This window comes from Ferrimonas aestuarii (assembly GCF_005116665.1).
Taxonomy (GTDB): Bacteria; Pseudomonadota; Gammaproteobacteria; order Enterobacterales; family Shewanellaceae; genus Ferrimonas; species Ferrimonas aestuarii.
Map to the genome: position 1 here is coordinate 1 of NZ_SWCJ01000022.1, position 16,010 is coordinate 16,010.

The 16,010-nt window shown below is 50.6% G+C and carries 16 protein-coding genes and 2 tRNA genes; 12 read left to right on the forward strand and 6 right to left on the reverse strand.

Annotation, left to right across the window (positions count from 1 at the left end; all coding sequences use genetic code 11):
• Positions 1-150: 150 nt before the first annotated feature.
• Positions 151-226 (reverse strand) — tRNA-Phe (locus tag FCL42_RS19185).
• 200 nt (positions 227-426) lie between these two features.
• On the opposite strand from FCL42_RS19185, the gene FCL42_RS19190 reads away from it, so the two are divergent.
• Positions 427-915: a prolyl-tRNA synthetase associated domain-containing protein gene (locus tag FCL42_RS19190; protein ID WP_136865050.1), complete on the forward strand. Its 489-nt coding sequence runs from the start codon at positions 427-429 to the stop codon at positions 913-915.
• Positions 916-1,262: 347 nt separating this feature from the next.
• On the opposite strand, the gene FCL42_RS19195 is transcribed toward FCL42_RS19190, so the two are convergent.
• Positions 1,263-1,338 (reverse strand) — tRNA-Phe (locus FCL42_RS19195).
• 252 nt (positions 1,339-1,590) lie between these two features.
• On the opposite strand from FCL42_RS19195, the gene FCL42_RS19200 reads away from it, so the two are divergent.
• Positions 1,591-2,865 (forward strand): winged helix-turn-helix domain-containing protein, encoded by a 1,275-nt coding sequence (locus FCL42_RS19200; RefSeq protein ID WP_267873245.1) that lies wholly within the window; start codon positions 1,591-1,593, stop codon positions 2,863-2,865.
• A gap of 71 nt (positions 2,866-2,936) precedes the next feature.
• On the opposite strand, the gene FCL42_RS19205 is transcribed toward FCL42_RS19200, so the two are convergent.
• From FCL42_RS19205 to FCL42_RS19215, 3 genes are read right to left on the reverse strand one after another with little or no spacing between them, the layout of a single operon-like run.
• Entirely contained in the window at positions 2,937-3,524 is a 588-nt protein-coding gene (locus FCL42_RS19205) for a TlpA family protein disulfide reductase (protein WP_169308462.1), read from the reverse strand.
• Between the two features lie 19 nt (positions 3,525-3,543).
• On the reverse strand, positions 3,544-3,924 hold the full coding sequence (locus tag FCL42_RS19210) for a cytochrome c-type biogenesis protein (RefSeq protein WP_136865053.1): 381 nt from the start codon (positions 3,922-3,924) through the stop codon (positions 3,544-3,546).
• Positions 3,924-5,807 (reverse strand): heme lyase CcmF/NrfE family subunit, encoded by a 1,884-nt coding sequence (locus FCL42_RS19215; RefSeq protein ID WP_136865054.1) that lies wholly within the window; start codon positions 5,805-5,807, stop codon positions 3,924-3,926. The genes FCL42_RS19210 and FCL42_RS19215 overlap by 1 nt, the downstream gene beginning before the upstream one ends.
• A 481-nt stretch (positions 5,808-6,288) precedes the next feature.
• Here FCL42_RS19215 and FCL42_RS19220 point away from each other — a divergent pair, with 481 nt between their 5' ends.
• From FCL42_RS19220 to FCL42_RS19265, 10 genes are read left to right on the forward strand one after another with little or no spacing between them, the layout of a single operon-like run.
• Positions 6,289-8,310: a cytochrome c3 family protein gene (locus FCL42_RS19220; protein ID WP_136865055.1), complete on the forward strand. Its 2,022-nt coding sequence runs from the start codon at positions 6,289-6,291 to the stop codon at positions 8,308-8,310.
• Between the two features lie 53 nt (positions 8,311-8,363).
• Positions 8,364-8,789 carry a rhodanese-like domain-containing protein gene (locus FCL42_RS19225; protein WP_136865056.1) on the forward strand — a complete coding sequence of 142 codons (426 nt, stop codon included), beginning with the start codon at positions 8,364-8,366 and terminating at the stop codon, positions 8,787-8,789.
• A 33-nt stretch (positions 8,790-8,822) separates the two neighbouring features.
• Positions 8,823-9,602, forward strand: a complete 780-nt coding sequence (locus FCL42_RS19230; RefSeq protein WP_136865057.1) for an FKBP-type peptidyl-prolyl cis-trans isomerase — start codon at positions 8,823-8,825, stop codon at positions 9,600-9,602.
• Positions 9,603-9,639: 37 nt separating this feature from the next.
• On the forward strand, positions 9,640-10,341 hold the full coding sequence (locus tag FCL42_RS19235) for a tetratricopeptide repeat protein (protein WP_136865058.1): 702 nt from the start codon (positions 9,640-9,642) through the stop codon (positions 10,339-10,341).
• A 60-nt stretch (positions 10,342-10,401) separates the two neighbouring features.
• Positions 10,402-11,100: a 4Fe-4S dicluster domain-containing protein gene (locus FCL42_RS19240; protein ID WP_136865108.1), complete on the forward strand. Its 699-nt coding sequence runs from the start codon at positions 10,402-10,404 to the stop codon at positions 11,098-11,100.
• Entirely contained in the window at positions 11,100-12,047 is a 948-nt protein-coding gene (gene nrfD, locus FCL42_RS19245) for an NrfD/PsrC family molybdoenzyme membrane anchor subunit (RefSeq protein WP_136865059.1), read from the forward strand. The genes FCL42_RS19240 and nrfD overlap by 1 nt, the downstream gene beginning before the upstream one ends.
• Before the next feature lie 58 nt (positions 12,048-12,105).
• Positions 12,106-12,624 carry a nitrous oxide reductase accessory protein NosL gene (locus FCL42_RS19250; protein WP_136865060.1) on the forward strand — a complete coding sequence of 173 codons (519 nt, stop codon included), beginning with the start codon at positions 12,106-12,108 and terminating at the stop codon, positions 12,622-12,624.
• 13 nt (positions 12,625-12,637) lie between these two features.
• Entirely contained in the window at positions 12,638-13,924 is a 1,287-nt protein-coding gene (gene nosD / locus FCL42_RS19255; RefSeq protein WP_136865061.1) for a nitrous oxide reductase family maturation protein NosD, read from the forward strand.
• Complete coding sequence (locus FCL42_RS19260) at positions 13,921-14,820, forward strand: ABC transporter ATP-binding protein (RefSeq protein WP_136865062.1); 900 nt, start codon at positions 13,921-13,923, stop codon at positions 14,818-14,820. Before nosD ends, FCL42_RS19260 begins: the two co-directional genes overlap by 4 nt.
• Complete coding sequence (locus FCL42_RS19265) at positions 14,817-15,632, forward strand: ABC transporter permease (RefSeq protein ID WP_136865063.1); 816 nt, start codon at positions 14,817-14,819, stop codon at positions 15,630-15,632. The genes FCL42_RS19260 and FCL42_RS19265 overlap by 4 nt, the downstream gene beginning before the upstream one ends.
• Before the next feature lie 60 nt (positions 15,633-15,692).
• Here the strand turns inward: FCL42_RS19265 and FCL42_RS19270 are convergent, their stop codons facing one another.
• Positions 15,693-15,968, reverse strand: coding sequence for an oxidative damage protection protein (locus FCL42_RS19270; protein ID WP_136865064.1), 276 nt, complete (start codon positions 15,966-15,968; stop codon positions 15,693-15,695).
• Between the last annotated feature and the right edge of the window lie 42 nt (positions 15,969-16,010).

Consider the following 16,010-nt stretch of genomic DNA (forward strand, 5'->3'; position numbering starts at 1 on the left):
GTAATATACGCAGTAACGTCGCTTGCGACGGTCATCGGACTAAGCGAAGCGCCGTGAGATTACCGGGTTAAGATACCTAGAAACTGAATTTTCTGTAAATGCGAGACATAAAAAAAGCGCCAACCTTTCGGTTAGCGCTTCTCTTAAAAATGGTGCCTCGACCCGGAATCGAACCAGGGACACGGGGATTTTCAATCCCCTGCTCTACCAACTGAGCTATCGAGGCGACGGCGTGTATTAAACGGATTTCACCTTAATGAGTCAATGGTTTTTTTTGATATTTTTACCGTCTGGAGCAATTTTGAGCGCCCTGAAGCCTAAAACAACAATAAACGGAGAGGTGATTGGCGCAGAAACGGTTAATTCTGGATTCTGATTGGAAGGGAAGGGTACCCTTTAGAGAGTGAAGTTTTGGATGAGGCCGACATGGTAGAGAATCAACTAGCCGCTTTTGGTATCGAGTTTCAGGCGTTCGAACACCCGCCACTATTTACCTGTGAAGATGCCGATAAGCTTAACTTGCATCGACCTGGACAGCGTCTGAAAAACCTGTTTTTAAGAGATAACGCCGGCAAACGTCATTTTCTGCTAATTACCTCGGCCTACAAGGCGGTAGACCTGAAGTTGCTCTCTAAGCAATTAAAAATGAGTCGTTTAGGGTTCGCGTCTTCTGAGCGGTTGCAAAAATACCTTGGTATTCAACCTGGCTCAGTCTCTCTGTTGGCTTTGCTTAATGATCATCGTCAACAAGTTGAGTTGTGGATTGATAGTGATCTTTGGAATGGGGAAGCGTTTCAATGTCACCCGTTGGTAAACACTCGGACTTTGGTGTTGGAGCAGGCGGACGTTGAGAAATTTGCCCAATATACCGGCCATGGTTATCAACTGGTTGATGTTCCAAGTATCGAAGAGTAAGGCCGTATTAGAGCCACTGGGCTCTGACGTGCGTCAGAGAGGCATTTGCTGGGGCGGTAGTTGATGGTGGATTCGCTGTCACTTGCATGCTCTGATGTCGTTTTGCCGGCGAGCGCCGGTAGTTGGTGGCTTTTGATTAAATCCTGCGTCCTAAATGAAAATGACGCTGGGCTCTGACGTGCGTCAGAGAGGCATTTGCTGGGGTAGTAGGTGATGGTGGATTCGCTGTCACTTGCATGCTTTGATGTCGCTTTGCCGGCGAACGCCGGTAGCCAGTGGCTTTTGATTGAATCCAACGCCCTAAAACGAAAAAAGCACTTATCCGAAGATAAGTGCTTTCTCTTATATGGTGCCTCGACCCGGAATCGAACCAGGGACACGGGGATTTTCAATCCCCTGCTCTACCAACTGAGCTATCGAGGCGACGGACGACATTAAACGCTTTTCTTAAGATACAGTCAAACAGTTTTGAACCAAGCTTGTTTGTTTGCTCGAATATTGGGCAAGTAGTCGGGAGCGGTTTCATATCAGTGCGTTGACTCTCAATGTTGGTAATTGGCCGCGTTAAAGCTAAAAGTAATGCGAAAGTCATCACAGGATGGGATATGCAGCAAAGGCATAATGGGCGTTGAGCTGAGCTAAATACACCGACCGTCAAATCGTTGGGAAAACGCAGTGACTATATTAAATATAAATAAAGACTTAAGCCTAGATATTCAGAATCTATGCCTAAGAGATAGTCGAGATGAGACTTTAACCAGTCTTACGTTTGCTGAGACGGCAGTGTTGAAGTGCTTGCTTGAGCATCGCAATGATATCTGCACCAAAGAACAACTTTTAGAGCAGGGCTGGCCTGAACGGGTCGTAGCCCCATCGTCATTGATTCAGTGCATCAGTACACTGAGAAAGAAGCTTGAGGCCTACCCTGAGATTGCACTGAAAACCGTTGCTCGTCGGGGTTACCAAGTCGTTGTTATGAAAGATGAAGATGAGGAGGTTGCTATTGAACAGGCTGCCTCTGACTCGGATAAACGGCTGAAAAATAGAAAGTGGGTTGCTTTAGTGGCGTTGGTGGTTGCTGTTGGTTGTGTCAGTTGGGGCATCGCATGGTTGTTTAAGGGAAACCCGACTAGCGCTTGGCACTGGACCGACTCCAAAGAGATTCATGTTGGTGATTCTCAGGGCAAAACTGAGCTACTGACCACCACCAAGCACGCCATTGCTGACATGAGCCGCTGGCAGCGTCATTTTGAGTCTAAATTGGAACGCAATATGTTGCCGCCGTTTCGTGCTTTTGCGGTTACCGATGGCTTGAATGACTCCATTGCATTGTGCCCCCATTATGAAGATGGCCAATGCCCAGGGCACGACATCATTAACCTGAACTTTCCAGTTACTGAACGGGTAAACATGGATCTGCCTTCCTTTTTTGAGCTGGCGAAGATCATGGAGCGTCGCATCCGTTACAACCGCATCGAGTTGCCTAAAACCGGTTATCATCAAGGGGAACTCACCGAGTCGATGTACAGCGCTGACATCTACTTTCCCCGCAATGAACAACTGTTGGTCCGTGTGGATCACAACATCTCAATGGTGTATCGAGATGAGTCCAAGGGGATGTTTTTTGCTTCGTTTTGCGTGACCGACCAAGACTGTAAAACGTCCCCAATAAAGTATGAGTTTGAAGGCGATTTCGAACGAGTTCAGACCGAGATAGATGGCCATCCAGTGGATCTGTTTAAAGTTACCACCAATCAGCGGGTGCTCCACAAGCCAGAGCTGGTTACTGAAGCGGCGCTGCCGTTTTACAGAGAGCTGCGCCGAAACAGCTTATCGAATGAACCGCTGTACTTCTGCCGCTTCTATCGCGACGATAACTCTTCTGCCTGGGTCATTCCTTTCTATGGCCAAACGGTGGCTTGGATGAAGCAGTCCACTATGCAGATGTAAATGCCCTCTTTTACCTAGATAAAAAAACGGCGCCCCTTTCCAAGGGCGCCGTTTTTTTGCTGAGCCGGTGATTATTCAGTCTCGGTGTACTTATCGATGAGTTTATCCATATAGGGATTTACATCGGGGTCGGACCAATCCAGATAGCCGCGAGCAAAGCCGATAATGTTGCCTTTTGCATCGAGGAAATAGGTTGCTGGCACCACATTGGTTGGCATAACGCCGTTCATGCTCTGTTCTTTATCGAATAGGCTGTAAGTGTGGTCTAGGTTGTATTTGGCCAACAGTTCGTAGACCTTCTCTGGCGAATCTTCATCTACAGAAACCGGCACAATTTTAAGAGGCTCGTCTTTGAAGTGTTCCTGCATCTTTTCTAGGGAAGGCAGCTCTTTTAGGCAGGGCCCACACCAACTGGCCCAGATGTTGATCATGGTGAGGTTGCCGCGGTAATCGTTCATCGATTTGGGGTTGCCATTTCGATCTTCGAAAATCAGCTCTGGCGGCGTTCGAGCGTTGGTGAACTCAACGAATTTACGCATGATCATCGGTTTTTCAATCTGTTCACCGGTGTTGTAGGCCTTGGGCAGGTTGGAGGCGCTGCACAACATGCTGGGCAACAACATGAGTGCGAACGCGGAGAGTTGAGTTTTCAGTTTCATAGTCGATGCTCTCGGTTGATCATTCAGAGCGGCGGCGGTTGAACCACAGCCCCACAAATAGCAGGAAGATAAGGACAACGGGGGTAAGCCAGAGTATTGCTGTACCGGCGTTGAGCCCTGGTTGGTAGCGGATCTGCTCGCCATAACGCTCCACCAGATACGCCTCAATCTGCTGATGAGATTTGCCTTCGGTCAGCTGCTGTGCAATCAGAGCTTTTAGCTCAAAGGCGATGGCCGCTTCCGATTCCAATAGGGTTTGATTGGTGCTGGATGGGCAGCGCAGAGTCGCTGCAATCTGCTCCATCTGTTGATTGACGGTTAAGGTCGTACCCGCATTGGCAGCGGGTGCCGATGCCACTAAAACGAACAGGCAGCAGAAAATAGTGAGCCAAGATCTCATTATTTGCTCTCCTTAGATTGACGAAACAGACTCAAAAAGCCGAATAGGGCGGCCAGTACGCCTCCAATCCACAGCAGTTTGACCCAAGGCTTGTAGCTGATGCGAATCAGGTAATCTTGCTGTTCCAACTTAGGCCCCATGGAGAGGTAGAAATCAGACACCAGCGAGTGGTGAACGTCGGCAACGGTCATCTCGGCCATGTCATCTAAGTAGGTACGACGCTCTGGAAACAGCAGGTTGAGTTGGTTACCGTCGGCGTCCTCAATGCGAATTTGCGCTTGCTGGCTATGGTATGAATTTAATGACAGCTGGTTAGTTTGCTCATAGATGGCGGTGTAACCGGCCAGCTCTCGACCCTTGCCTGGACCCATCTTCACCATGGCCGACTGCTCGAAATGGCTGAGTACGGTGGCACCAAGAATAAAGATGGCCAAAGAACCGTGGGCGGCGATGGCAAGCCAAGGTTTTTGCTGCTTCGCAATTGAGGTGCTAGCAAGCGTCAAACAGCCGCTGAGCCACACAAAGGAAAACACCCCCTGAAATAGCCATTCCGGTCTGTCTGTCGGTTGCCAGAAGCACGCCAGAGTCGCGGAAAATAGCGCCAGAGCCAGAATGGCAATTCCGGCCACCGAGCGCTGCTGAGTTTTGCTCAGGCTGACCCAACCTAGAATCAACACGCAAACCGTGACGATGGGAATGAAGATGGTATTAAAGTAGGGCGCACCCACAGAGATGGAACCCAGCCCTAAGCCTTTAAAGATGAATGGGTAGCAGGTGCCAAGCATCACCGAAAATGCCGCGATGGTCAGCAGTGCTACGGAAATCATGACCAAATACCCTCGGCTCAATAGAGGTAAGGGTATGGCTTTGGGTAACTGTGGTGTGCGCCACGCCAGCAGGCCGAGGGCGGGCATTAGTGTGGCAACCAATAGTAGCAAGATGCCAACGCCTTTATCTGGCGCTGCGGCAAAGGCATGCACAGATTGAATGATGCCAGAGCGAACCATAAAGGTGCCGACCAAGCTGACACTCAACCCTGCGAGTGCCAGCATGATGCTAGTCAGCGTCAGTGCCCCTTTACTTTGATTTAGCTGTAAGCTGTGCATTAAGGCGGTGGAGATAAGCCAAGGAATAAAGGAGGCGTTCTCTACCGGATCCCAGAACCACCAACCGCCCCAGCCAAGTTCGTTGTATGCCCACCATGCTCCAAATAGGTTGCCCAGCGTTAGGCTCACCCAAGCCAACAGGTTCCAATGGCGGAACCATTGCCAATGGATGCTGCGAGTTGGATTGATCAGAACCGTCAGTGCACCGCAAAACAGCACACTTAGGCCCACATAGCCGAAGAAGATAAGGGGAGGGTGTAGAATCAACCCAATGCTTTGCAGCATTGGGTTAAGGTCTCGGCCCTCAATGGGCACCTCTGGCAGTAAACGGTCGAATGGATTGGAGGTCAGCAGAATAAACAGCAGAAAGCCAAAGCTCAGTAGCGCCATTAGGCCTCGAGTCTGGCTGAGAAATTGGGTTGATTTACCTCGAGCGCCGATGCTGGCGGTGGCCAGTAGTAGGCCGCTACTCCAAAATAGAATAGAGCCTTGGTGTCCCCCCCAAAGGGCCGCGACTTTGAAATACCAAGCGAGGCTAGTATTTGAGTTATGGGCAACATAAGCAACTGAAAAGTCGTTATTCAGGAAGCTAATTAACAGGGCTGCAATGGACACGAGTGCTAAGGATAACGATAGCCGAGTTAACTGTTTTGATAAGTAAAAGCCATAACCATTTCGGTCTGGTATTAATAAGCTGATCGCGGAAAACAGAGATATTACCGTACAGAGTATTAATGAGTAGTGGCCGATTTCAGGAATCACTGTAGGCCTCGTCATAGATAAATCTTAATTTTGTAGACCGCATTTTATCACCTGGATATCCCAGACATCCTAGAAGAATAATTAAAGTGTGAAGCGGGTTTGCAAATGGACTCTTATGTTTTGAAATTGTTATTCATTACATTTTTCACATGATTTGTTGATTCGGATCTTATTTACTTAATTTCAAGTAACCTTATCCATATTTTTGTTGTTTTTATCTTTTTTTATTTCAGTTTTAGCTCTGATTAATCATCATTGTTTCAGCTCATTGTTTGGTTAAGGTGTTGTATTTAAAGGGTAATAGTTGAAATGGTTGTTGTGAACCCCTCAAAGGCTAAAACCGCACGGCTTGTGTGCTCTATCTCCGGTTTTTTAATGGGTTTGGCGATTACATTGCAGCTGTTTCTTGGATTTGCTGACTTGAAATTGGCAGCGGGAACTCGGCAAAAGAGAGCCGCGCCAAGCAAGAAACAAAAACCTTTTGTAGGAGATAATGATGAAAGGCTGGAAATTAAAAGCGTCAATCGGTGCTTTATTCTGCTTCGGCATGGCAGGTCAATCTGTCGCTGGCGAAGCAGCGAAAAGCAGCGACGGCTATAAAATGTCGCCTCAATCGCAAATGATCTTTGCGAACCCTGATGGTGATCTGGAAGATAAAGGTGTTCGTACCCTTCACGACTATATTATTCAGGAAAAAGAGCTGTGGGATTTCTTGTTTGAAAACCACCCAATCTTTAAAACTTATATTCCTGAAGGCCGTATCGTTGGTAAACCACACATCTCTGACCGTGGTGAAGAGTACCTGCACACTGGTAACTCCGAAGACTATTCAGAGAAGATTGGTAAGCCGATGGCGGTTCAGTATCGCCTAGGTGCGAAGTCGACTCTGGAGTTCCCAAACAAGTTTGTTGGTCCAGAGCGCTGCGGCGAATGTCACGCGCTGCAATATGAGCGTTGGAAGCGTTCTCGCCACGCCAAAGTGGTTCGTTTCCCTGATGAGATGGAAGAAGTTGATGGCGATCTGAAGAAGCCGGCATTCGGCGGCACCAACGGCCTGCTGCCTGAAGGTATTACCGCGGACTCCATCTACGCCATGATCGGTACCCCTCGTACCAAGTATGGCTTCCTAGATGCTTGGCTGGTTCGTGGTTCCTACACCGTTCGTGACGGTCTGCTGAGTGAAGGTACTGGTACGGTTCACGCCGGTAGTAACCAGTTCTCCATGAACTGGACCACCTTCCTAACTCCAGAGAAAGCCCGCGAAATCGCGGAAGTGATTCCAACTTTCCCAACCAAGATGGAAGACTTCGGCGATTCTGGCTCCAACACCTGGGGTGTGAACTCCTACGGTGCTAAGCAGGATAAAGAGTTCCTGTTCCAGCCTGGCTCTTCCTACTGTGAAGTGTGCCACACCTACAAGTTCGACTTTAAGACCAAAGATGAGTTCTTCGCTGCTCTGGGTAACCCAGAAGAGCTGCGCAAGCACACCATCTCTAAAGGTATCTCCTGTGAAGAGTGTCACGGCGCCGGTGGCCACCTAGACGGTGGTGTTGGCGGCGGCATGCCTTCGAACTGTGAACGCTGTCACCAGCGCTTCAACTATGTCGCTGAGATGGGCGAAGCCCTGAATGCGAAGCCTGAAGATGCGTTGACCGTTAAGTTCAAGGGTGCATGCCCATCCTGTGGTACCGAAGGTTCTCAGATGTTCAACACTGCTCACTATGACAAGGGCATGCGTTGTACTACCTGTCACGATCCACACGAAGTTACCGATGGCAGCTACCTGACCAGCGTCACTAAGACCAAGCTGAAGCAGACCTGTCAGGACTGTCACGAGCCTCAGGCTGAGTTCCATAAGAGCTCTAAGCCTCACGCAGAGAACGATTGTACGTCCTGTCACATGCCTAACATGGGCAGCTGTGAGAAGTTCACTGCAATCCAGTTCCCTGATCAAGCGGGCTTCGACAACGTACGTGCGTCCCACATCTGGAACATCAAAGTTGACCCAACTCAGAAGACGTTGAATCCGCCAGAAGGTAAGCCTCGCACCAGCGATGTTAAGGGTTGGACTGTTGCTCAAGATGAGAACGGCTACAGCTACCTCGACTTGATGTGGTCCTGTGCTCGTACCTCCTCTCAGGATCTGACCGTGCTGAACGGCAAAGGCTGTCACAGCCAGTTCCAGTCTGAGTTGGATGAAGGCCTGCACTTCGAAGACCAGCAAGAGATCTACGGTGAAGTGGTTGAATGGCAGAACCCTGTTAAAGAGACCCACGCCAAGGTGGTTAAGCAGATCGCCCGCATCGACGAGCTGATGACTGTGACTCGTCTGAATGTCTCCGACAAGGCTGATGTTCTGATGATGGTTGATAAGGCTCGCGACGCCGTTGCCAAGATCGAGAAAGACGGTTCTTGGGGTGTTCACGGTCCGGCACTGTCTCAGCGCCTGATGAACGACGCTTGGATCTACGTCCAGAAAGCTCAGTCCATCATGGACGAAGCTGGCTACGACCAGTAAGCACTGTTGCCCCCGCCACTTAGGTGGCGGGGGAATTTGAGAGAGGCACAACAATGCGCAATTTACTGATATCAACCCTAGCCCTAGTGGCCACTTTATTGACCGGCAATGCGGTAGCCGGCAGCGGTGACGAGATGCGTCCTGCTGATGAATACCGACTGAATTTGAATTACATCAGCATGACCGAAGCGGAGATGCTGGTGGGAAAAGAGGGTGTGTACTTTTTCGATGTAAACACTCTGGAACTGTGGGCTGAAGGCTTCATCCCTGGCGCGGTGTATTTCATGGTCGACGACTGGCGATCCGTGTTGCCGAAAGATAAGAACGCCACCTTGGTGTTCTACTGCGCCAACCGACTTTGTAACGCCAGTGAAATTGCGGCCTATACCGTGATGCAACTGGGATACACCAATGTATTTCAAATGCCTGACGGCATCTATGGCTGGCGCTTGTCTGGCCGACCAATCGAAAAACCCTAATTGGTTAACGTTAAGAATTTAAGAGATAAGACAATGAAATTTAAAGTTAAAAGCCTTGTAGTTGCCCTGTCACTGACCGCAGTTTCCAACTTTGCCATGGCCAACACCGACCTAGACAACGAGTCTTACGCCATCGGTGCTTCCATGGGTAAATACCTAAACGGCCAGATCACTGTTCAGAAAGAGTTTGGCATCGATGCCAATCTCGATCAGGTGATTGCTGGTTTCGCCGACGCCCTGCAGGGCAACAATAAACTGGACAATGAAGCGCTGATCGACGCGCTGAATGCCCGCGCCAAAGTGTTGAACGACCGCAAACAGGAACGCCAGGCGGCGCTGCTGAAAGAGACCTCCCAAGAAGCTCGCGAATACATGGAGCAAAACGCCGAGAAAGATGGCGTTATGACTACTGAGTCTGGTCTGCAGTATGAAGTTCTGGTGGCAGGTGATGGCCGCAAACCGAATCCTGAAGATGCGGTAACCGTTCACTACAAAGGCACGCTGCTTGACGGCAGTGTGTTTGAAGACACTCACGGCGGTGAGCCAAAAGAGCTGGGCCTTATCAATGTGATTGACGGCTGGAACGAAGGCATTCAGCTGATGCCAGTCGGCTCAACCTACCGCTTTACCATCCCAGCCAAGTTGGCTTATGGCGATCAAGGCATGGGAGCCATCCCAGGTGGTTCCGCCATCATCTTTGATATCGAATTGATCGACGCGAAGAAGCCGGGCAAAGGCCACGGTGGAATGGGCATGGGAATGGGCATGAACATGAATATGGGTATGGGCGCTGCGGGTACCGCGGCTCATTAATCGATTTTGACTCGGCCTGATTGATTCTGGAGTTCTCATGAACAGCTTAGCTCTGATTTTAGGTGGTTTGACTCTCATGGTGGTGGTGGTGATATCCCTGTGTCACCTCCGCTGGGAGCGTCAACATCTGGCGGTAGCGGGTGTCCTCAGTCAATCCGAAAAATCACAACCTCTTGTGGGTTGGGGGATTCCCCTGACCCTGATCATCTCTCTCATCATTGTTTCTCTGCTGATTTACGGAAAGCTTGGGCGTTTTGGTGATTGGGATTCTGGGTTTGATCAGGCTCGAGTCAACTACTTGCTACAGGCCAACTTGAACCAAAGCCAGATGGCGGTTCGAGAGGCCCCAGAAGATCCCTACAAACTGATGCAGTTGGCTCACGACTTTGCTGCTGGCGGGAAATACGCCGACGCAGTGCAGAGTTTGGAGCAGGCGCAGGAGTTGATGACAGAAACCGCCGAGTTACTGGGTTTCAAAGCTAAGTATCTCTACTACCGTGATGGCCGCGTTTTGGGGATGGAGGCCACTGCCGCCGCATCCCGAGCCCTTCAATTGGATAAGCAGGATTTCACCACCCGAGAACTGCTTGCGTCCCATGCGTTTCGCCAGAAGGACTACCAAACCGCCATCGAACACTGGCAGGTCATTGTCGATAGCGGCCGCGGAGGCCGATTCCGTCACGCTATCGAGAGTGCCATAACTCGAGCTCAGGCCAAGTTACTCACACAGCAGCAATAAGCTGAAGGCGCTCGAAAAGACAAAAAATAATGATGGTTGGAGGATGATGTGAACAACATTATGTTACCGAGACGACGCGTGCTTCAGGGCATCGGCGTTGGCTCTATCGCGGTGATTGCGGGGGGCTGTGGCTCTACCGATCCCAGCGGTGAGCAGGGTAGCGGCCCGAACTACGTAATGGTCTTTGATCAGACCAAATGCGTAGGCTGTGGCCGTTGTAGTGAAGCTTGTAATGAAGCCAATAATCTGCCGGAAGGGGAGTCACGCTGTTTTGTGGAGCGTCAAACTGACCGCGTAGAGGGTGAGGTGTGTCCTAAATGTGGTAAGACCGACTGTAACTGCGATCGCAAATACGTTCGTGTCTCCTGCCAGCAGTGCCAGAACTCGCCGTGCGTAATGGTTTGCCCAACCGGTGCCGCCTACAAAGACCCAGCGACTGGCATTGTCAGCACCGATGCGTCTAAGTGCGCCGGCTGCAAATACTGCATCGCCGCTTGTCCATATAAAGCTCGCACAATCAACAGTGATACTAAGACGTCGCACCAGTGTGATTTTTGCTTGCAGGGCGAACTGGCTAAGGGCAATAAACCTGCCTGTGTCGCTAAGTGCAAATACGGTGCCTTGGTGTTTGGTGATGCCAATGATGAGAACTCTTACGTCAGCAAGTTGCTGAAGGTTAAGAACACCTCTCGCATCCGTCCGCATCTGGGCACAGAGCCTAACTTGCACTACATCGTCAAAGTTAAGCCGGAGCTGTAATTATGAGTCCTATTGATTTCACATCCAGTATCTCTGAGGGCGTCGCTTGGCCTTGGCCGATCGCGGTGTACCTGTTCTTCGCCGGTATCTCTGGCGGCTCCATCAGCATCGCGTTGTTGGTTCGTTATTACCGTAAACAGGTGGGTAATACACCACTGTTGAAGGCCGCCAGTTTGGTTTCCTTCGGCACCATCTGTTTGGGTATGTTGTGTCTGGTATTGGACCTGACCAACCCGCTGTTCTTCTGGAAAATCCTGCTGTACTACAACCTGAATTCAGTGATGTCTTTGGGGGTTATCGTACTGCTGTTCTACATTCCGCTGACGGCGGTGATTGCAGCCTATGCCCTGGAAGATGAAATTAAAGCCTTGGTGAACAAGCCGTGGGTTGCTCCTATCTATGAGATGGCGGCGAAGTTCCGTGGCCCATTGGAAACCTTGATGCTGATTCTAGCGGTGTGTGTTTGTGCTTACACCGGCTTCCTGATTTCCGCACTGATGCACATGCCCGTGTTGAACACCTCAATTCTGCCAGCGCTGTTTATCATCTCCGGCCTATCTGCCGGTGCGGCAACGGCCAAGATGATCGCCGTACGTTGGTTCAATGAGCCAGTACACAGCGTTGAGATGGAGATGCTGCATAAGGTTGAGTGGCCGATTATGGCGGTTGAAGGCCTGTTCCTATTCATGCTTTTCGCCGGTTTGATTCTTGGTGATGGCAGTAATCAGGCGGCATCAGTGGCCTTCTACCAAGGCGGTTGGTCAGCCCTGTTCTGGACTGGCGTAATTGGTCTTGGCTTTATCATGCCATTGATTCTGAATTTCGCGTTAGGTCAACGGTTTGCACACTCTAGTCGGGCGTTCTACCTGACCGGCGGCAGTGTGGTATGCGGCATGATGTGCCTACGATTGTTCCTGCTCTATTCAGGGCAAATTTACGCCGTTTAAGGCTTATCGGGGGAGCCTAGCTCCCCCTTGTTGATACATTGCATAAGAAGAGAGAGTTATGCGTTATTTGATGATGCTGATGTTGGCAGCAATTTTGGGTGGTTGTGGTCAACCGCAAGCGGAGCCAACCGGGCTGGATGCTCAATCCTCTGATCTCATCATCGGCGAACAGCGCCGTTGCCACCAGTGCGGCATGTTCATCAAACGCTACCCTGGCCCAAAGGCCATGGTGCGAGTAAAGGGTCAGGAATCGGCGTTGGCGTTCTGCTCGACTGGGGATATGTTCCAGTTTGTCTTGCAGCCAGAAAACGTCAGACAGATTAAAGAAGTATGGGTGCACGACATGGGCAAAACCGATTGGGATAACCCTCAGGATCATGCATTTATGCCAGCTGAGAAGGCGTGGTTTGTGACCGGCTCCAACCGTCATGGTGCCATGGGACCAACCTTGGTGAGCTTCAGTGTTCAGCAGCAGGCGCAAGCCTTTGCCAACTCCTATGGGGGCAGCGTTAAACCCTATGATGAGATAAGTCTGAACATGTTTGGTAAACCAAGCCATCACGGCCATAAGCACTAATTAGGTTGTGATCATGTTTGCTAGGCTGCTGCTTCAATTTAGCTGTTTACTGTCTCTGTGCTTGAGTGCCAGTGTATGGGCTCAACTGCATTCGGTCAGTAGCAGTGATTCCCTCAGTCTAGCTTTACAGCAAGCTCAAGATGGCGACGTTATTGAGCTTGCTGCTGGCACTTATCAAGGCCAGTTCCAGATCGATAAAAGTTTGAGCTTAGTTGGCGAACCTGGGGCGATCTTCGATGGCGGCGGTAGCGGCAGCGTGCTGAAGATAAGCGCTAGTGGGGTCAAAATTTTCCAGTTAGTTTTTCAAAACTGGGGCTCGGTGGTATTCGCAAATGATGCCGCCATTCGCATCATGAAATCCGCATCAGATATTTCAATCAGTCACAGCCAATTCGATGGCCGTGGCTTTGGTATTCATGCCATCGAGGCCAGTAACATTCGTATCTCCAACAACACCATGAACGGAGATCAAAAAGCGCCGGCGGTGATGCGTGGCGATGCCATCTATGTGAAGCACTCTACCTCAGTCACCATTACCGACAACCTCATTCAAGGTGGCCGTGATGGCATCTATGCCGAGTCTAGCTCTGGCGTGGTTATCGACGATAACCGCATGAGCCAGATGCAGTATCCGGTGCACTTTATGTACGCCACAGACAGCAGCGCCAGCCGTAATCGAGCCGAAAATGTGGTTGGCGGGTACGCCATCATGGGATCCGAGCGAATCAAAACTTCGCACAATTGGGTGCGAGGCGCGACCGAATTTGGCCTGCTGCTGAACCTAAGTAACGACAGCGAAGTAAGCGATAACTGGGTTGAGCAGGTGTTTAATCCAGAGTCTGACAAGGTGTTCGATGGTGAAGGCAAGGGCATCTATATCTATGGAGCGCAAGACAACCGAGTGTTCGCCAACCGCATCGAAACCTCACAAATTGGCATCGCCATGGCCATGGGCGGTGAGAAGAACCAGATCCACGACAACGCCTTTATCCATAACCAAGTGCAGGTGAAATACGTGGGTGAGAGTCAGTTGGATTGGAGCGGCAACTACTGGAGCAGCTACCAAGGTTGGGATCTGGACCAAGATGGCTTTGGGGATCAGTTCTATCGTCCCAACGATGCTCTGGATAAGCTGTTTTGGATCTATCCGGAAGCCAAGTTTTTAATGAGCAGCCCAGCAGTGAGTGTACTGCGTTGGCTGCAGCAGCAATTTGCCGAGCTTAATCCGCAAGGCATCACCGACAGTCAACCACGGCTCAGCCCGCTGGCGACCCAAGCAGTACGGGGAATGCAACCATGAATAGCGCTGTGGTCAAGGTACAAAACGTACATAAGGATTTCGGCCAACTTAAAGCCCTTAACGACGTGAGCTTGAGCTTGTCTCAAGGGCAACTTCTTGGCCTGCTGGGCCACAACGGTGCCGGTAAAACCACGCTGATTAAACTGATTTTAGGCTTAAGCACGCCCGATGGCGGTCAGGTTGAAGTGTTAGGTCAAAACCCTGCGACCAACCGTGACCAGCTTAGTCTTGGCTATCTGCCAGAACACGTCAGTCTCTATGGCAACTTAACCGGCTTTGAGCTGCTGAACTACTTCGCCAAATTGCGTGGCGTCAAACCGGCGCGGGTGTTCTCGGTACTGGAGCAGCTTCAGCTTCAGGAAGCTCAGCACCGATTGGTAAAAACCTACTCCAAAGGGATGCGCCAACGCTTGGCATTAGGGCAGGCAATTTTGGCCAATCCTAAGGTGCTGATTCTGGATGAGCCCACGGTAGGCTTAGACCCAGAAGCGGCGCAGATGCTTTATGGCCAAGTGCTGACCCTAAAGCAGCAGGGCTGTGCCGTCATTGTGTGTACCCATGAGCTGACTCTGGTAGACAACCACCTGGATCAGGCGATGGTGATGGCCAAAGGCCACTGCATTAAGCAGGGACGGATGGAGGAGCTGCGAAACCTGCCTGAGCTTAAAACTCGAATTGAGCTTGGGGGGGCGGCGTTATTAGCGCAAAAAGACCCTGAACTGGGCCAGTATTTCGATCTGCACCAGAATCAATTTTCTGTGGCGGCTGAGCAAAAATCGTGGTTGGTGGAGAGGTTGACCGAAAAGCACCAACGCTTTGATCTTAACGTCTTGCCGCCATCATTGGTCGAGATCTACCACAGCTGTCAGCGCCATACATCGGAGATAGCATCATGAAGGTTATCGCCACCATTGCCGCCAAAGAGTTTATCGACGGTTTCCGTCACCGCTGGTTAGTATTTGCCTCTCTCATCTTCGCACTACTATCCCTAGCGGTGACTTTTCTTGGGCCAGCCATTGGCGGCAGTTTTGCGCTGCCTCAATTGCCGACCACCATCTCCGCGCTGGCAACCTTGGCAGCGTTCATTATTCCACTGATTGCCATTTTGCTGGGTCATGATGCCTTTGTGGGTGAACAAGAGGGCGGCACTCTGCTGCTGCTGCTCTCCTATCCCATCAGCCGTTGGCAGCTTTTGTTGGGTAAGGCGTTGGGCCAAGGTGCCATTCTAACTGCCACCGTGGTGATCGGTTTTGGTATCACCATGATCGCCCTTATAGGCTTGCAGGTTGCCGGTGTGGTTGAACTGCTGGCGGCTTTTGGCGTGTTTATGCTGGCGGCTTCTCTGCTGGCGTGGGCGTTTTTACTACTGAGCTACTGCGTGAGCTTGCTGGTTTCCAGTAAGGGCCGGGCGCTGGTTGTCTCGGCGCTGCTGTGGTTTGTGTTGGTGCTGCTGTATGACATGGTACTGCTAAGCTTGATTGTCGCCGAAGCTAACGGGGGGATTATCCGTGGCTTGATTTTGTTTAACCCTGTGGATCTGTTCCGCTTGGTTAACCTGCTGTTTGTGGGGGATGTGTCGGTTTCCGGCGTGCTTAGCCTCATTACCAACAACAGCATCAGTGTGCCGCTAATGTGGGCCAGTTTCGGCTTGTGGATTGTCGCCCTGCTTGGCATCGGCCACTGGCTGTTTAAGCGCAAGGCGATATAACCAGACTTTAGAGACAACAAAGGGGCCAATTGGCCCCTTTTGATTGTCCGCTATCTTGCCTTACTTCTCTTCAGGCGGCTGATAGCCTTCAATCTCGACGTCTTTGCCTTCGAATAGGAAGCCGACCATGTGGCCTTCTAGCATCTGGCGATGCTCAGGGTTCATCATGTTGAGCTTGTGCTCATTGATTAGCATGGTTTGCTTCTTCTGCCACAGGGTAAACGCTTCTTTGGAGATGTTATCAAAGATCTTTTTGCCCAGTTCACCAGGGTACAGCTGAAAATCTAAGCCTTCGGCTTCTTTGTTGAGGTACTGGCAAAATACGGTGCGTGCCATGGTCTATTCCTTCCCAATTCAGATGTGCTAGTTATACCAAAT

Excerpts from the sequence above, each read along its gene's own strand:
- FCL42_RS19190 (WP_136865050.1), top strand. The coding sequence starts at position 427 with ATGGTAGAGAATCAACTAGCCGCTTTTGGTATCGAGTTTCAGGCGTTC.
- FCL42_RS19205 (WP_169308462.1), bottom strand. The coding sequence starts at position 3,524 with ATGAAACTGAAAACTCAACTCTCCGCGTTCGCACTCATGTTGTTGCCC.
- FCL42_RS19210 (WP_136865053.1), bottom strand. The coding sequence starts at position 3,924 with ATGAGATCTTGGCTCACTATTTTCTGCTGCCTGTTCGTTTTAGTGGCA.
- FCL42_RS19215 (WP_136865054.1), bottom strand. The coding sequence starts at position 5,807 with ATGACGAGGCCTACAGTGATTCCTGAAATCGGCCACTACTCATTAATA.
- FCL42_RS19220 (WP_136865055.1), top strand. The coding sequence starts at position 6,289 with ATGAAAGGCTGGAAATTAAAAGCGTCAATCGGTGCTTTATTCTGCTTC.
- FCL42_RS19225 (WP_136865056.1), top strand. The coding sequence starts at position 8,364 with ATGCGCAATTTACTGATATCAACCCTAGCCCTAGTGGCCACTTTATTG.
- FCL42_RS19230 (WP_136865057.1), top strand. The coding sequence starts at position 8,823 with ATGAAATTTAAAGTTAAAAGCCTTGTAGTTGCCCTGTCACTGACCGCA.
- FCL42_RS19235 (WP_136865058.1), top strand. The coding sequence starts at position 9,640 with ATGAACAGCTTAGCTCTGATTTTAGGTGGTTTGACTCTCATGGTGGTG.
- FCL42_RS19240 (WP_136865108.1), top strand. The coding sequence starts at position 10,402 with ATGTTACCGAGACGACGCGTGCTTCAGGGCATCGGCGTTGGCTCTATC.
- FCL42_RS19250 (WP_136865060.1), top strand. The coding sequence starts at position 12,106 with ATGCGTTATTTGATGATGCTGATGTTGGCAGCAATTTTGGGTGGTTGT.
- nosD (WP_136865061.1), top strand. The coding sequence starts at position 12,638 with ATGTTTGCTAGGCTGCTGCTTCAATTTAGCTGTTTACTGTCTCTGTGC.
- FCL42_RS19260 (WP_136865062.1), top strand. The coding sequence starts at position 13,921 with ATGAATAGCGCTGTGGTCAAGGTACAAAACGTACATAAGGATTTCGGC.
- FCL42_RS19265 (WP_136865063.1), top strand. The coding sequence starts at position 14,817 with ATGAAGGTTATCGCCACCATTGCCGCCAAAGAGTTTATCGACGGTTTC.
- FCL42_RS19270 (WP_136865064.1), bottom strand. The coding sequence starts at position 15,968 with ATGGCACGCACCGTATTTTGCCAGTACCTCAACAAAGAAGCCGAAGGC.